At 59.9% G+C, this 14,050-nt stretch carries 19 protein-coding genes; all 19 read right to left on the bottom strand.

Translation table 11 applies throughout. The features are described from left to right. Positions 1 to 222: 222 nt before the first annotated feature. The 19 genes from HF916_RS11175 to HF916_RS11085 all read right to left on the bottom strand — a co-directional run bounded on the left by HF916_RS11175 (position 223) and on the right by HF916_RS11085 (position 14,020). Positions 223 to 708 (bottom strand): hypothetical protein, encoded by a 486-nt coding sequence (locus HF916_RS11175; RefSeq protein WP_168788852.1) that lies wholly within the window; start codon positions 706 to 708, stop codon positions 223 to 225. A 610-nt stretch (positions 709 to 1,318) separates the two neighbouring features. After that, positions 1,319 to 1,801, bottom strand: a complete 483-nt coding sequence (locus HF916_RS11170; protein ID WP_168788851.1) for a hypothetical protein — start codon at positions 1,799 to 1,801, stop codon at positions 1,319 to 1,321. Between the two features lie 8 nt (positions 1,802 to 1,809). Beyond that, positions 1,810 to 2,211, bottom strand: coding sequence for a hypothetical protein (locus HF916_RS11165; RefSeq protein WP_346777701.1), 402 nt, complete (start codon positions 2,209 to 2,211; stop codon positions 1,810 to 1,812). A gap of 80 nt (positions 2,212 to 2,291) precedes the next feature. Beyond that, entirely contained in the window at positions 2,292 to 2,765 is a 474-nt protein-coding gene (locus HF916_RS11160) for a hypothetical protein (RefSeq protein WP_168788850.1), read from the bottom strand. A 499-nt stretch (positions 2,766 to 3,264) separates the two neighbouring features. After that, complete coding sequence (locus HF916_RS11155) at positions 3,265 to 4,350, bottom strand: hypothetical protein (RefSeq protein ID WP_168788849.1); 1,086 nt, start codon at positions 4,348 to 4,350, stop codon at positions 3,265 to 3,267. Positions 4,351 to 4,453: 103 nt separating this feature from the next. Continuing rightward, on the bottom strand, positions 4,454 to 4,747 hold the full coding sequence (locus HF916_RS11150) for a hypothetical protein (RefSeq protein WP_168788848.1): 294 nt from the start codon (positions 4,745 to 4,747) through the stop codon (positions 4,454 to 4,456). Positions 4,748 to 4,784: 37 nt separating this feature from the next. Beyond that, a complete protein-coding gene (locus HF916_RS11145; protein WP_168788847.1) occupies positions 4,785 to 4,991 on the bottom strand; it encodes a hypothetical protein in 207 nt (68 codons plus the stop codon). Next, the gene (locus HF916_RS11140) at positions 4,988 to 5,794 is read right to left on the bottom strand and encodes a PRTRC system ThiF family protein (protein WP_168788846.1); all 807 of its coding nucleotides are present in this window, start codon (positions 5,792 to 5,794) and stop codon (positions 4,988 to 4,990) included. The genes HF916_RS11145 and HF916_RS11140 overlap by 4 nt, the downstream gene beginning before the upstream one ends. Further along, positions 5,794 to 6,432, bottom strand: a complete 639-nt coding sequence (locus tag HF916_RS11135; RefSeq protein WP_168788845.1) for a PRTRC system protein A — start codon at positions 6,430 to 6,432, stop codon at positions 5,794 to 5,796. Before HF916_RS11135 ends, HF916_RS11140 begins: the two co-directional genes overlap by 1 nt. Continuing rightward, positions 6,429 to 7,151, bottom strand: coding sequence for a PRTRC system protein B (locus HF916_RS11130; RefSeq protein WP_168788844.1), 723 nt, complete (start codon positions 7,149 to 7,151; stop codon positions 6,429 to 6,431). Before HF916_RS11130 ends, HF916_RS11135 begins: the two co-directional genes overlap by 4 nt. 18 nt (positions 7,152 to 7,169) lie before the next feature. Continuing rightward, positions 7,170 to 8,177 carry a PRTRC system protein F gene (locus HF916_RS11125; RefSeq protein ID WP_168788843.1) on the bottom strand — a complete coding sequence of 336 codons (1,008 nt, stop codon included), beginning with the start codon at positions 8,175 to 8,177 and terminating at the stop codon, positions 7,170 to 7,172. Positions 8,178 to 8,188: 11 nt separating this feature from the next. After that, positions 8,189 to 8,404 (bottom strand): hypothetical protein, encoded by a 216-nt coding sequence (locus tag HF916_RS11120; protein ID WP_168788842.1) that lies wholly within the window; start codon positions 8,402 to 8,404, stop codon positions 8,189 to 8,191. Continuing rightward, a complete protein-coding gene (locus HF916_RS11115) occupies positions 8,397 to 8,558 on the bottom strand; it encodes a PRTRC system protein C (protein ID WP_168788841.1) in 162 nt (53 codons plus the stop codon). Before HF916_RS11115 ends, HF916_RS11120 begins: the two co-directional genes overlap by 8 nt. Before the next feature lie 38 nt (positions 8,559 to 8,596). Then, positions 8,597 to 9,823 carry an ISL3 family transposase gene (locus HF916_RS11110; RefSeq protein ID WP_168787774.1) on the bottom strand — a complete coding sequence of 409 codons (1,227 nt, stop codon included), beginning with the start codon at positions 9,821 to 9,823 and terminating at the stop codon, positions 8,597 to 8,599. A gap of 218 nt (positions 9,824 to 10,041) precedes the next feature. Beyond that, complete coding sequence (locus HF916_RS11105; protein ID WP_168788840.1) at positions 10,042 to 10,545, bottom strand: PRTRC system protein E; 504 nt, start codon at positions 10,543 to 10,545, stop codon at positions 10,042 to 10,044. Positions 10,546 to 10,650: 105 nt separating this feature from the next. Beyond that, positions 10,651 to 12,312 carry a PRTRC system ParB family protein gene (locus tag HF916_RS11100; RefSeq protein WP_168788839.1) on the bottom strand — a complete coding sequence of 554 codons (1,662 nt, stop codon included), beginning with the start codon at positions 12,310 to 12,312 and terminating at the stop codon, positions 10,651 to 10,653. Between the two features lie 137 nt (positions 12,313 to 12,449). Continuing rightward, the gene (locus tag HF916_RS11095) at positions 12,450 to 12,749 is read right to left on the bottom strand and encodes a hypothetical protein (protein ID WP_168788838.1); all 300 of its coding nucleotides are present in this window, start codon (positions 12,747 to 12,749) and stop codon (positions 12,450 to 12,452) included. 358 nt (positions 12,750 to 13,107) lie between these two features. Continuing rightward, a complete protein-coding gene (locus HF916_RS11090; protein WP_168788837.1) occupies positions 13,108 to 13,362 on the bottom strand; it encodes a hypothetical protein in 255 nt (84 codons plus the stop codon). Positions 13,363 to 13,432: 70 nt separating this feature from the next. Beyond that, the gene (locus HF916_RS11085; RefSeq protein WP_168788836.1) at positions 13,433 to 14,020 is read right to left on the bottom strand and encodes a hypothetical protein; all 588 of its coding nucleotides are present in this window, start codon (positions 14,018 to 14,020) and stop codon (positions 13,433 to 13,435) included. Positions 14,021 to 14,050: the final 30 nt, after the last annotated feature.

The following is a 14,050-nucleotide window of genomic DNA, read 5'->3' as shown; positions in this document are numbered from 1 at the left end:
TTGCGCCGGACGGATGCCGACCGCCAGAGTCTTAACAACACGAGTGGAATTGCGATTCGATTGCATGGCGTTCCTCGGAGAAAGAGAGCGAGAAACGTCCCGTACGGGCGCGTGCCCGCAAGGGAGATAGCGATTCGATCCGGGCCAATCGGCCAGAACCCGGTTTTCGGTGACTTCATGCACCAAGGTGGAAAAGCCACTGGGTTTAGGCGGGAGCCGTAGTCAGGCAGCGAATTCAGCGGCCTCCTTCTGTAACTCGGCCAGGAGATCCATACACGTCGTCCAGTCAATCTGTCCTTCGGCGTGACGCTGCATGATTGCGCTGCGCTTGACGCCTTGATCCCACCGAACAGTCGAGCCAAGTCGATCCAGAGCACCAGCATCGAGTTCCCGATAACCGGACCGAATCATGTCCTGAACAGCGTCGACTAAACTGTCGTAGCTGCCGTGACCTGAGAATCCGCTTTCGTCAAAGTACTGGATGCGCCACTTGCCCTCCCTTGAAACGTCCGGCAGGACGAATGCCCACCGATCTTGCGATGAGGTGGAGCACTCCACGCCGATCGGCTCGCCATTGAAACGGCGCATTAATCTGCGATACGCGAGTTGCTGCGGCATAGCGGCCTCGATGAGGTGACGCCGGAAGGCCGGGTCAATCTCACGACGGTCTGTAACGAGGCGTTCCCAGCTAGACGTGCGGTAAATCATCAGAAGCTCCTGAAGAGAAGGAGCGGCCCTGGAAGGGAACACGTCCCCTTTTGGGTTGAAAAAAGACAGTGCGAGAGTGGACAGGTCATCGGCACGGCGACTGCGTGATCGATGCTCCGTGACTGTTCGCGTTGCCGTTGCAGCGCAGTACGCGTAGAGGCTGGTCGCCGGCCAGCAACGCTATCTGCGCACTGTCCAGCGCTTTGAATCGCACGTCGTCGAAAAGGGTGAAAACTTCGACGAGCGCGGTCAGGGCAAACGTCGAACCGGGAATCGAAAGGGGTGTACATGGGTGAAAGCTCCGAAAAAATGGGCAATCACCCAGACAGGGCGAGAGCCCGTCAGGGTTGGAAGAACTGGCGCGTCGTGCTGGCGGTGTCAGCACGGCGGTTACGCCATCAGTGCGTGGTCTGGCGCCCAGCAAGAAAAAAGCCGCCGGCTGTCACGCGGGCGGCTTTACAGGTGTGGAAGATTAATGCTGGAAAATGTCAGCGTGGCGTGCGGGGGCGATGGCCACGCAACCGGTCATGCTTGCGGCCATTGTGGTCCAGAACCGCGCCGAACCCGGCGATGATTATCGAAATCACCAAAACGACGGTACCGAGACCCATCATCCCTCTCCTCTAACTGCAACCATTCCTGCGGCAAAGGTTAGCACAAACGCGAGAGCGAACTGTCCGAGCTTCAGGATTGCGGATACTGTCCATCCCGTCGTGCCGTACCAGCTCGCGACGCCACCGATCAACGCGGCAGCCGCGATGGTGTGGCAAAAGCGGCCGAACTGCTGCCGCTGATCTATGGTCGGTGCGATCACCCATTCCACAACCGCACGCCAGAAATTACCGCGTACCGGATCGAGACCCGGCTCGCCCGGCGCCACCGAAAGCCTGCTGTGGTCGGTCAGCGCGAGACTACGCCACTGGTCATCGATAACCGCCGAGATCACCGCATCTTCGCCGGGCGTGCACGAAGCACGCATGATCGAAGCGAGGTGATCGGAGACGGAAACCTCCTGCGTGTCGGAATTGAAAGCGCCTCGAAACGACAGGTTCAGGCCCGAAGGGCACTCAACGAAGATATCGATAATCTCCATCTCGCCCCCTATGGCTGTTCGAGGTCGAGTCCGGCCGTGAGGCGCAGCCCGCCGAGCAGCGTGTCATACGCCTCGCGGCTATCAAGTTGCTCGAGGGGCACATCGTTGTCCCGACCGCCTGACATGTCCTTACGGCCGCGTCGTGTACGAAAGCACACGGAGACCGGTCGGTTCACCGGCATGTTCGTGACATCGACCATCAGGCTGGGCGTGCGCAATGACACGCGGCATCCGACGCCGCGCCGCGCAGGCTCGCTCACTATTTCATGCTCATCACGCCGAAGGCGAAGATCGCGAGCGACTTTATGCAGGATCTCTTTCGCGCAGTTCTCAACCGCAGCGTCGGCGAGCGCACCGGCACTGCGCCGATCCGCGTAGAAGATTTTAGGAATTTTCAACATGATAGACATCTGAAGGCAACGCGGCATGCCTCCGTTTCTGGAGCGCATGCCGCGTGAGTAGAAGGCGCCGGCTGCTGCCGGCGTGAAAGTCAGTGCGTGATGCGCAGGCCCGAGTAGCTGCTCACGAGATACACCCGCTCGCCCGGCATGAACGCCTGATTCGCTGGCTGCACCACCACCAGCACGCGTCCATCTGTCATTCGAACGGCGAGTTCGAGACCGTCTTGCCGGGAAGCGGCAAGGGCAATGCCCTGACCGATCATGCCGCCCGCTAGGCCCAGCGCGAGCACAGTGAGCGAATGGCCATGCCTGCGGCCTTTCACCTGTGACCCGAGCAGCACGCCTCCCAGGACACCAACGGCGGTACCGACCACGGAATTACCCGGGTTCGCGTCGATCACGACCAGACGTGTCCGAAGCACCGTGCACGATTCCAGCGAACCTGCCCGCGCGACGTCGTACTGCTGGTAGACATTGGGCGAGCCAAAATCACCCACAGCACAGCCGGTGAGCGATGCCACAAGAGCGAGACTGAAAATGAATTTGAACTTCAGGTTGAACATGGTCGCCTTAAGAGAAATTTCGGCAACCATTCCCGAGGGCAGTTGCCCAGGAGGGGAGAGAAAAAGAAGGCGCCTAAGCGCCTTGGAACTTGTCGCTTAGGGAGCGACGAGGAGAGAAACCACACCAGCACACATGTCGGGCATGCATGCTTAAGTCGATGCGCCGAAAGCGCGAGGGATGCGAGCCAGTCTATCTCACGATCGCAAGTCCCAGGCAGGGAAAAGCTCACGACTTTTGTATGGCTTTCGAGGCGCGCCGACTTCCGGAGGCGCAAACGCTAAAGTTCAGGCGAAAGACCCGCCCTCAGATTGGTGGGCGGGTCAATTAAAAAACGGCGCGGCGACTGCCGAGCCGCTCGACCACGCCTCCCCTTTAACCACGCATCCTGCGTGCCGCGAGCCAGCCGAAGATGGACTCGCTGAACAAAAAAAACCGCCCGGGATGAGCTTTTTTTCATATACGCAATGCCGACCCCGCCGACCTTGCCTTTACAAAAGATCAGTCCAGTTCGAAGGCGAGCTGGAGGTCACGCTGCCAGTCATCGGCCGCGTCCTGTGCCTGTGACACCGGATCCACCTTCCCTTCGTCGTGCACTTCAAAAAGAACCTGCTCTCGCGGTAGCGAGCGGAGGTCATACAGGCGCTGCTCGTCACCGTGCAGCTTGTGAAACTGGAAGGAGAACTCCATCGGCGCTTCCCCCTCCGCGCCGACAACGCCCGCAGCAGCCGCGAGACGGTTCAGGGTCTCGATCCGCCATCCATGCTCTTTCCCGTCTTCGGGATCGCGCTGGATGGAGATGTGTGTGTCGTCGGGCAGCCGCGGCGCCTGCCGAAGCAGTTCGCGATACCAGGGGATCGCGACCTTGCCCCACCCCGGCGTTTGCAACTCATGCTCATAGGCGAGGTCCATGAAATTCCCGACTGCGTTGTAGTCCCAGCCGGCATGGCGAAGGGGCGACCCGTTGATTGAAACCACGAGGTCGTCCTTATCCAGGCGATAAGCCCGCACGCGCGGCATACAGTCTGCCTTCACGTTGCGCACCGGCTCGACCGCCAGAACCTGCCTCGAACAATGCACGTGCCCGAGTGCTCGCCACGGGAACAGCGGAGCGCTCTGCCCGTACAGCGCGAGTAGCAGATCAACGTCTGCGTGCAGTGACACCTGCAGCGAGCTTGCTTCGATCTGGCCGAACTGCGCACCAAATCCCCTTGAATCCATCAGGATACGAATCTCCTCGACGGCCGACAGCGGTATTGGCGACCGGTAGCTTTCGCCAACCGACAGTTCGATCTCCGTATCGAAAATCTCCTGCGGCTTCGCGAGATGCTGCTTCCAGGTTTCGACGTACGTTTCCGGCCTGATAGTTCCTGCCCGCGACCGCAACATCCCGCCTTCGCAGGAACTCGCGTGCTGGAAGATCCGCTGAAGGACATCTTTGCGCGGTCCGAATGCCGTTACGCTCCAGTTAGGCGTATGCGGATAGCAGTTTTTTTCGTAGCTCTCTTCGAAGAGCACGTAAACGACGGTCCCGTCTGCCTTCTTAAAGGCACCAGCCCGTTTGTTGGTTGTGACAGTTGCGCCCACGACTCACCTCATTGATTATGGGCGAGGCACGACCCGGAGGAGCGAGCCCCACCGTGAGATTTAAAAGAAAAATGGCCACTAACGCGGCCATTAGCAAAACGCGTCAGCGGATATATCCCGCCGCGCGGGAATGCGCTTCGCCACACGGTCCTTCGTAGATCAGCGCCACGTCCTCTGCCAGACACTGGCCGCCGGCAAACTCGAAGCGACGACCTTCCTTGAGCGCCACAAGCCGGTCGCGGTGTTTCCCGAAGACGACGAACGACCAGCGCTCACCTTCCTTCATGGAGAACCTCGGAAACGACATCGCGCAACGAAACCGGATGACCGCGTGCGTGCGATCGACATCGCGGATGCGATTGTCCTCTCCAAGAGCCACACCCCTTCGTTCATTCATCGACTACTCCATCAAAATAGCGGGGTAGCCCGGCGGGCTACGTGCCCGCCGGTAGGTTTCGGAAAATGGCGATCCGACCGCCCGAGTTTTCACCAGAGTCGATGGTCAGCTTCGCCGGTTCAGGCTGGATCCACGAAATGTCCTCGCAGCCCTGACACTCGACGCCAATCCGGCGCGTCTCGTCGTCAGTGAACAGCTCTCGGCCACAGTTGCCACAGCGCAACTGGTTCAGACCGGAAATCATGCCGCCACCTTCTTTCTGCGCTTGCGCTCAGGTTTCGGGGGCTGCACGTAACCGAACCGCGCCCATGCTTCGGGATCGACCTGAACCGGATTCGTGCGCCCTGTTGCCAGGTTGACGTACACGCCCGAAAACGGCAGCGTGCCCGTGCGGTAGAAGCTCCAGAGCATGTTGAACGCCTGCACCGCGATCGCCTGATTAATCACCATGGATTGCTTGCTCAGCGCTTCAGCCATCGAGCACGAGGGCGTGTCATCGCCCTTGTCTTTTTTAGCGTCCAGCAACTCGGGCAGCAGATCGCCTACATGAGGCAGTCGGTCGAACCGGGGCTTGCCGACTTGCCCAATAAAGACCTGCCCTCGATCCACCTCGTTGCCGCAGTCGAGGTAGTAGCCCACGGACCCGCGCTCTGATGCCTTGAGAATCGCGTGGCGAGCCTTGCGCGAATCTACGCAGCCGACCACGATGTCCGCGCGCAGACGCGTGCGCGAATCCACCCGAACCGGTTGCGCTTTCCATGCTGTTCCCATCAAGGCGTTCAGACGATTGACGAGAAGGAGTGCCTTGTGCTGGCCAACGTCGCACGGATAAAACCCCTGCCGTCCGACGTTGGTTTCGCTCACGGTATCGTCATCAAGCACCAGGCATTCGATGCCACCCGGATGACCGAGTGCCACCATCGCGTGATGCAACCGCGCGAGGTTCGGGAGAACAGCGCTACCCGTACCGCCCGCTCCAACGACGACGACCCTCCACGCGCCGCGCTGCATGTGATCTGGCAAGGCGTGAATGATTGATTCGGCCATCACACCACCTCCACATCAAGCACAGCACGCCACGACAGCGGCAATGCGCTTCTCTCAAAAATCCCCTTCGCGCAAAGACGGAGGGCCGTCGACACGCGTTCGGTGCCGCAATCACCGAGCACGAGCGCGAACTTCACATCGAACCTGTCATCCTTGTCGTCAGTCGGCGAGAAGAACGCCTCATAGGCGCCATGCGAATGGCAGTCAACGACCAGATGCTCGCCATCGGCAAGATCCGGGCGCTGGTAGCCCTCGATATGACCGGCACCTTGAGACCTGGCCGTGAGTTGAACAATGCGGAAAGCACCCGTAAGTGCGTTCCACACGATCCACGCCATGATCTCGATCGGGTGGCCGTTGCGCGCTATCGAACGAAATTCGGCGATGAGCTGCGGGGGCACCGGCCCACAGCGTTGCTGCGTGACTGGCTCGACACGGCCGTACGGGATCGCCGTAGGCACGTCGCATTTCGCAATACGGCGGACCACGCGAATCCACGGACGGACCACTTCAAGATAGACACCGTCAGCTGCGATGAGAAGACGCTCGCCCGGACGATCAAGTACCGCGACGCTTTCGCGCGTTGGCACCATCACGCTTGGAAACGACATCTGCAAAAGCGAATCGCCCGGGTTCATGCGACACCTCCGCAGACGACCTGCTTCGCTGTCACTTTCATCGGCACCAGCGTTTCCTCGGGAAAGCCCGCGGAAAACTTCCCGTCGAGCATGTCGCGCCAGAACGCAAATTCGCCGTTCGGGTAATTCAAGCGCTTGCCTCCCACGTTCGGATGCGTGAACGCGGAATCAAAGAAGCCCGCTTCCCAACCAGGAATCGATGCGACATCGATGCGCTTGGGTACCGAAGCAGTCCCGATGCAGATCGAGCCTCTGTCCCAGGTGTTAAAGTAGGGCGGCTCGAAGATCGGCGTATCGGCTTGCGGGCGTTCGCTACCCTTCACTGCGAACACTCGGAACCCGTTCGAACCGGCCCGGAAAATAAGCCCGGGATGCGGCACCTCCGCGGAACGATTGCCCAGTTCTTTACATTCGAAGAATACGCGCCGAGGCGCGGGAGGGCACCACCACGTGACCGCGACCATCGAAAGGCCAATCACCGTCGAAGGAAGGAACTCCGTCGCCGGCGAGGCCTCCTTTGCAAGGCTTCGTAGCGCGCCAAGAAGGGCGCCGCACGTCAAAGGACGGCCAGCACCGATGATCGGGCGCGACGTCTTCGGGTCAGTCAGGATTTCGTGAACCGTCGCATACTCCGGGCCACTATTCGGTTTGCCATACAGCAGCATCGCCGACGACAAGGCAACATCGGCGCCCACAGCGCCGGTCATGATCTGGTTCATGAGAACTGTAGGAAGGGTTTATCTGCTCACCAGCGACAACAGCACGTCGAGGCTTTGCAGAATCCTGATTGCATGGGCCCATCCCTCGTACTGTTGACGAATGGAACGGGCATTGGTTTCGAAAGGAATGAAGCCGGGATACGTCGTTGCGCCATTGCTGCCGCAATCGTCGAAGTGGATGTCCAGAAACTCCTCTGTGAAGCGGTTGTGCTCCCATACCAGCGAGCCGGCTTCATAGGCGTTCCTGGACCGGTACTTGAACGGCAACAGATCACGCTTCGGGCGTTGAGCCAGAGGCGTTTGCAGGTCCATCAACGCGGTACAAACGCGACGTGCGCGCCCTTTAAGCCGGGGGCGCAAGCGCAGCAGGTCGGGGGGCTTAAGAACGCTTTGGTAAAACTTCTTCGCGTCCTTCAGATCGCCATTGAAAAACACATCGTCCGGCACGATTCCCGGAAGCACTCTGGAGGGCAGATAGCTTTCAACGTCGTCGTCTCCACGTCGTTCGACCAGAATCTCTCTGGCCTCGTCGTCCGTCGGACACTCGCCATCGAAGTACCACACCGTGTACTCGTACCAGAACCAGTCCGGGTTACGTACAAACAGCGTCTGCCTCGACGCTTCGCGAATCGCCTCCATCACGGAGCGCATCAACATCGGATGCGCCGCGCGAAGCTCGCCCGCACCCGGTGAAAGCTCGTAGCAGTTTTCGTCGGGGACTTCGATCGCGAGAAACAGTGGCGCCGGATCTTCGCTGTTGTCTTCGTCCTCCGTGAATTGGAGCGTTTCGACAACCGCGGCCGAATCCATCAGCACCGGCACAAAGGTCAGGCGTTGAAACGATCCACTGCTTTGCCGACGCCACCAGACAAAAAACGCCTGCTGGAATGCGTCGGCGGCGCTGGTCGGGTCGCGCACGTCATATGCGCGCAACGGGCCATAGCGGAACTGACGCTCGATCGTCTCTGTGAGTTGCGCAGGATCGCGCCACTTCAGAAAGCCAGCGGCAGGAACTTGCGGCGACACAGCAGGCAGTGTCAGAAAATCAAAGGCAGATCGACGTCTGGCAACCGCAGGGCGTTCTGATTTCCAGGCGACACCTGTTTCGCCAGCGACGCCGAGACCATCCGGTGAAGGATCGAAGAACATGACTTGTTTTCCTCGTCGTGGATGAACACCGCCCCTTCGGGCGGTTGAGCGTGGAGGAAGCCGTCCGGTTCGGACAGCATCCTGAGCAGCGTCGTTTTACGCATCGGTACCTTTTGCACCGGCCGCGCGGACGAGTTTGTAGGTCATGGTCTCGCCACTCACTTCCGGGCCATCGACCGAAGCGGTCGTGAGTTCCGGATACTGCGCGGTGTAGAGATCACGGACGGATTCCGGCGAGAACGACGGACCGGGGTCCATCAGTTGGGCTCTTTTGAAAACTCAGTGGGTAATGCGGCTCAGCGGGCATGCGCGTTGAACGCGGCGAAGTTAAGTTTTCCAGCAATGAGAAACAAGACCGTGCGCATGGTTTCAAAGCGTGCATATCCACGAGCCTTGCGCTTTGCTGCCTGAAACAGGCCGTTGATGGCCTCGATGAAACCGTTGGTCTGACGGGTCTGGGTCCAGGCAACGATTCCATCGAAATGTCTGCGAATCAGGCTGACGACATCCTTCATGGGCTCGACCTTGGAGCGCATGACGTTCGTGCACCACTGGTGCAGCATCTCGGAGACGACATTGATTTGTTTGCGCTCGAGAATGTCGCGCAATTGTTCCCGGTAAAGCCAGGCTCGCGCGGTGCGATTGGTCGTGTACTGACTGACCAACGCTTCAAGGTCGGTGAGTTGCGCGAGGTTCAGTTTGTCGGCGTCCTTCAGCAACGTCCAACGCATGCCTTTAAGCTGAGGGTCGAGTTTCTGCTGCTGGCGACGTACTGCGTCGAGCGCCTTGGACGCGTGAGCGACGACGTGGAACTTGTCAAAGGTAACTCGCGCTTCGGGGAGATGTTCATTGACGCCCTTGATGAAAGCTGGCGACATGTCGATGCTGACCGAGCTTACTTGCCCGGGCGAGCCGCCATGCTCGCCCAGATACGTGGCAAAGCGCTCTATCGTGCTGGCATCCTTGCCTGTGGTGACGAACGCGACCCGCCGCGCCTGCATGTCGGCGACCAGCGTCAGATACTCATGACCGCGACGGTACGAGGTTTCGTCAATCGCCAGCGCCGTCACACCCGACAGGTCGGCCGCCGCGAGTGCGAGCTCCACATACCGCGAACAGATGGCATGTACTCGATGCCACGACAGATTGACCGCGCGTGCAACGGCGGCGAACGGCATCTGCTGCGCGAGCATCAGCACGAGCGCTTCGAACAGCAATGTGAAGCCGCTGAGCTGGCCCACCCAATCTGGCTCAACCAAACGCACTGAACCATCGGGCAGGCGCACCCTGGGCACCCGCACTTCGAGGAAGCACTCGTGCTGGAAGAAATTCAGATGCCGCAGGCGCTTGATTTGCGTGTCGTGCACGGGATTCTCGCCGGCCACTCCAGCATAGCCAAACCGGCTGCCTGCAACAAAGTCAACGGCGATGTTGAGGTGCCGCTGAGCAGCATCGAAGTCAACACTTCGGACATACCAAGGAGCCGTGATACCGAGGGCGGATTCGAACAATTGATTCGTCATAGCTGATTGGCTTTACATGGGTGATTCCCGCATTCTGCCGCAATCACCCAAGACTCATCTTACTGGGTGACTGCGCCTCAAGGGTTCGCTGCGCCGGGCTCACGCCCGCCCTTGACCCGCCAAACCCACCCACTCCAAATTCAAAAGAGGCATCAGTTGCATGCCGTTGTAGAGAAAGATGCGTGTAACAGCAGAGATAGAGAGCGCCATTGTTCACCTCACAGAAGAAGGGATTGCAAATCGGTACCCGGGCTTGCGACCGGCGCCTGCGACGTTGCAGCAGCACTGGAATCGGTCACCGGAGTGCCGCCCATGTCACTGGTCGCGCCGCTATCCTCGTCGTCATCCTCGTCGTCATCCTCGCCCGAATCATCTGGACGAGGCTTCGACCTGGACGGCGCCGGCAGGGCCGGTGTCGACTTCTTCTGCAATGCCTTCTGTCCCGCGCCGGCTTGCGACTTCTCCGCTTCCAGGAGGATCGAGGTGGTAGCCTCAACCTGCTCGGCAAGCGAACGATGTGCAACGCTGTACGACTGAACCGCTGCCACGAACCCTTCATCGAGTTCGTTGGGCAAGCCGGTGATAATCAGCGGCTGACGCAATGCTGCTTCCTTACCCTCCCCCATCGGCACTACGACCACGACCATCTGGTCGCCGTCCATGCGCAGGGTGAGATTAAGCTTGGAACCGGCGCGAACGAGCGCATCCAGAGTCTGGAACATGAAGTGAATCTCCTGAATCAAGTGGAAGCCGCGCGATGGCGGCATAATGAAGAAAGGCGTGCGATCGGAGACCGCACAGCCTTGGAGAACGATCGCAACAGCGGATCAGAATTGGAGGATCTTGAGGAGCTTGCCCGTGTAGTCGAAGCCGTCAACCGCAAGCAACGCGTCGACAACTTCGCCTCTGGACTTCGCGAAAACCTTTTTGAAGTTTTCGCCGAGCGCGGCACGGATGCCGAGTTCGTCTGCTATCACCATCATCTCTGCCTTGGTCACCAGCTCGAGCAATTCCTTGTCGAGCTTCCAGTGCTTCGTCAGATCAAGACCATGCGCTTTGCACAGCGCCGTCAGATTGTGAACCGCAAGCCCCTCGATCGCAGTGAACAGCATCGCGGTGGTGAGGCCCACCTGGCGATCAGACGGAACGCCCTTGACCACGTTGATCGCTTGTGCGATGTCGTTGTCAGGCACGTCGAGCTTCATTCCTTTCGTCAGGAGCTCCCGATACCGCGGACCGTCGATGTCACGTGCATGGCCGGCCATGACGAGCGCAATCAGGTACTCGCGAGCGAGGCCATGATCGAGCCCAATGTCACGGCGCAATGACTTGCGCCACAACTTCACGCGATAGGCTTTCACCCTCTCGGATTCCGCCACGACAGTTGCGGCCTGCGCCGGTTCCGGTGCAGCGCCGCCAGCGCCCGCCACTTTTTTGGCTGGCGCAGTCTTCGCCTTTCCTGCTGCGGGCGACGCCGACTTCTGTGCCGCCTTTCCGGCCTTCATGCGCGCTGCGACTTTGCGCATGTTGCAGACGGTATCGAAGCATTGACCGCGAAAGACCTTGCCCAACGAATCGGGAAGGCCGCTGACGGCTGCGCCGTAGCTTTGGCAAGCGTGACATGCGACGGCCTGCTCCTGTCCGACGCCACGCGGGCCATCGGGTGAAAGCTGGACACGGGTGTCGTTGTCGCCAGCACGGACGATCCGGACAACCGGATATTCGTCCTTCATGCTCTCGACTGTCCCTTCGAGCGCCCTCTCAGTCTTTTCGTTGTAGCAGCCCCGATTCGTACAGTTTCCTGTCGCAATCGATTCGCCAAACATTTCGGTCTGGGAAGATGAGTTATGCGGGCAAGCCGCACAACCCGCCTTGTCGAAGATCGCCGCAGACAGCGCGCAGGACGCACGCTCCAGGACGGTCTTGAGGTCGGAAATCGACCGCTTTTCAGCGATGATCACCGGCAGCAGCTTGTCCTGGTTCTCCTTGGTGAATGCCGCGAACAACTCGGCATGTCCCAGCAGGATCTGACGATTCGTCAGCGCATCCAGGACGGCGGACGTGCAGTTCATCAGCGCCAGTCTCTTGTCGAGCGTCTGGCGTGACCAACCGAACATCCGGGCGGCTTCGTCGCGGTCGCCCTTGAGAAGGCCGACCTGTTCGGCAGCGGCTACCGCTTCTTCGGCGGCCGACATATCCTGGCGCTGCACGTTCTCGATGAGAGCCATCGATTTGGCCGTGGCTTCATCGACGTCGTGCACCATTGCCGGGATCTCATAGAGCTCGCCGTGTACCGTCATAGCGGCGCGGTAGCGACGCTCGCCGGCAATGACGATGAAGTCGCCGCCGTCGGAGGGGCGAACGAGGATCGGTTGAATCACGCCCGTTTCCCTGACGGAAGCCTCCATCTCCGCCATCTTCAGCGGGTCGAAATACTTACGCGGGTTCGAAAGGACCTTGATGCGATTGAGAGGAATGGATTGTTGCATGACGAGTCTCAAGGAAAATGGGACTCATCCCCTGCCGGGATTGAGTCCCGAACGGGTTAAAAACGGATTCCGACGCGTGCGCCGGCCAGGTCGATAGCGCCTTTTCAGGCACCGGGTGTGAAATCAGAAGTGATGGGTCAGAGATGTGGACAATCCCGGATCTCATGATTCCTGAAGCAGAAAGAGCACATAGACGACGTCTCGAACCCGGCTTCGTTGCTGTTGACGCCTTCTTTCCAGGCGTCGGCCAGGTTCGGCTCATCGGCGGAGAAGACAGGCATCAACGGGGCGGCAGTCGGGCTGTTCTCCGCGTCGCGGTAGCCCAGCGATTGAGCGTCGGCCATCGCAATGGCAAAGCTGTCATCGTCGGGATCGACGATGCTGGCGATTTTGGCGAGCGCGAAAGCTGCCCGCACATCCAGATAGGAATTACTCACGTGACAGGTTCTCCTGAAAGCGAGACCTGCACCCGGTCGGGAGAGGTCCCGAGGGGCGTTGACGACGGATTGCCGGCCGGGGCCGAAGGTCGATGCGTCAGAAGACGCGGGTGATCGACTAAGGGTACGGCGCATTCGGGCGCACGACTGGCCGAAAGATGCGCTTTTTGAGGTAGCTTTCGGCTGGATCGATTCGCCAACGGCATGTAAGACTCGTTCGACTACACGTGTCGAAGCGCAAGAGCGCCGTGCCGCCTTTGAATTGAACATCGGTGGATTGCATGAGTTTCTCCAGGTGTGGACCGCAGAGCATCCCGGCGGGATGCCCCGCAGGGGAAGCGATAAGGGAGCACGCGGGCTACGCCACGTGCTCGCAGGACACAGCGAATGGCAAGTCAACGGTGAGTGCCTTCTTGTCTGCGACACCGCCAAGGACCAGGTAGGCCTCGCCGTTCTTGATGTAAGCGACGCGATGCAGGATCGACCGCTTCATGCGTGCAGCCTTGCGCCGGCCATCCGCCAACGTGATGACCTTGTACAGCCCACGGGCAGTCAAACCGGTCTCGTCGCGAACGACAGCGGTCGACGGCACGCGCTCGAAATAACGGATCATTGCAATCTCCAAGGTTTGAGCTCGGAGCTGCCCCTGAGCGGGGCATGCCCCGCAAGGGTAAGGAAGACGATCAGCGAACGATCAGGCCGGTAAGTTCGGCCGGATTCTCTGCGTCGCGTTTTAAAACGTAGAGAGTGGTCTTTTTGCTATCGTTCGCGTTCAGGTAATACTCGGACGCAAGCCAGGCGAGTCGACGCATGCAGTGATCGACGCCCGACCGGGTGTCACACGCGTGGAATCCGATCCGAAGTGCCTTGACGAAGGCGGCCGCGGTATTGGCGTCCATGACGTGTGTGTTGAGACTGATGCCGTCCGTGATGACTGGCTCGCCACTGTCCGAGCGCAATTCCGCGATCGGCTCGCCGCCCTCTACGTCGTAGATCGTCCGCTTCGCGCTGTCATATCGATAGCGCAGCAACAGGATGTCGTCGTCGGCCGTCTCGCCGTACGAATTTGTGTACATGTAGCCGAGAACCTGTTGCCGGATCCCGGCCGGGCGTTCGCCCGACCATTCCTCGAACCACTCCAGAGCGTCGACCTGGAATCTGGCAGGCAAGAACTGCGTCGCTGAAGTACCAGTCGAGGAACATCTGTAGCGTTGCCTTGCACTGCTTTGCAGCCCAAGCGCACCACCCTGGTAGAACAGCTCGCCGGTCAAGCACCAGCTGCCGGAAGCCCTCCGCCTGCG

Origin of the sequence: Paraburkholderia aromaticivorans, from assembly GCF_012689525.1 — a bacterium.
Lineage (GTDB): Bacteria > Pseudomonadota > Gammaproteobacteria > Burkholderiales > Burkholderiaceae > Paraburkholderia > Paraburkholderia aromaticivorans_A.
Note: the sequence above shows the minus strand (reverse complement) of the source record. Positions and strands in the feature narration are given on the sequence as shown.

Bases quoted from the DNA above. Each gene is read 5' to 3' on its own strand.
- HF916_RS11115 (WP_168788841.1), bottom strand. From the start codon at position 8,558: ATGGACCCCGGTCCGTCGTTCTCGCCGGAATCCGTCCGTGATCTCTAC.
- HF916_RS11160 (WP_168788850.1), bottom strand. From the start codon at position 2,765: ATGTTCAACCTGAAGTTCAAATTCATTTTCAGTCTCGCTCTTGTGGCA.
- HF916_RS11170 (WP_168788851.1), bottom strand. From the start codon at position 1,801: ATGGAGATTATCGATATCTTCGTTGAGTGCCCTTCGGGCCTGAACCTG.
- HF916_RS11165 (WP_346777701.1), bottom strand. From the start codon at position 2,211: ATGTCTATCATGTTGAAAATTCCTAAAATCTTCTACGCGGATCGGCGC.
- HF916_RS11120 (WP_168788842.1), bottom strand. From the start codon at position 8,404: ATGCGTAAAACGACGCTGCTCAGGATGCTGTCCGAACCGGACGGCTTC.
- HF916_RS11110 (WP_168787774.1), bottom strand. From the start codon at position 9,823: ATGACGAATCAATTGTTCGAATCCGCCCTCGGTATCACGGCTCCTTGG.
- HF916_RS11150 (WP_168788848.1), bottom strand. From the start codon at position 4,747: ATGAATGAACGAAGGGGTGTGGCTCTTGGAGAGGACAATCGCATCCGC.
- HF916_RS11130 (WP_168788844.1), bottom strand. From the start codon at position 7,151: ATGAACCAGATCATGACCGGCGCTGTGGGCGCCGATGTTGCCTTGTCG.
- HF916_RS11140 (WP_168788846.1), bottom strand. From the start codon at position 5,794: ATGGCCGAATCAATCATTCACGCCTTGCCAGATCACATGCAGCGCGGC.
- HF916_RS11135 (WP_168788845.1), bottom strand. From the start codon at position 6,432: ATGAACCCGGGCGATTCGCTTTTGCAGATGTCGTTTCCAAGCGTGATG.
- HF916_RS11090 (WP_168788837.1), bottom strand. From the start codon at position 13,362: ATGATCCGTTATTTCGAGCGCGTGCCGTCGACCGCTGTCGTTCGCGAC.
- HF916_RS11145 (WP_168788847.1), bottom strand. From the start codon at position 4,991: ATGATTTCCGGTCTGAACCAGTTGCGCTGTGGCAACTGTGGCCGAGAG.
- HF916_RS11100 (WP_168788839.1), bottom strand. From the start codon at position 12,312: ATGCAACAATCCATTCCTCTCAATCGCATCAAGGTCCTTTCGAACCCG.
- HF916_RS11175 (WP_168788852.1), bottom strand. From the start codon at position 708: ATGATTTACCGCACGTCTAGCTGGGAACGCCTCGTTACAGACCGTCGT.
- HF916_RS11105 (WP_168788840.1), bottom strand. From the start codon at position 10,545: ATGTTCCAGACTCTGGATGCGCTCGTTCGCGCCGGTTCCAAGCTTAAT.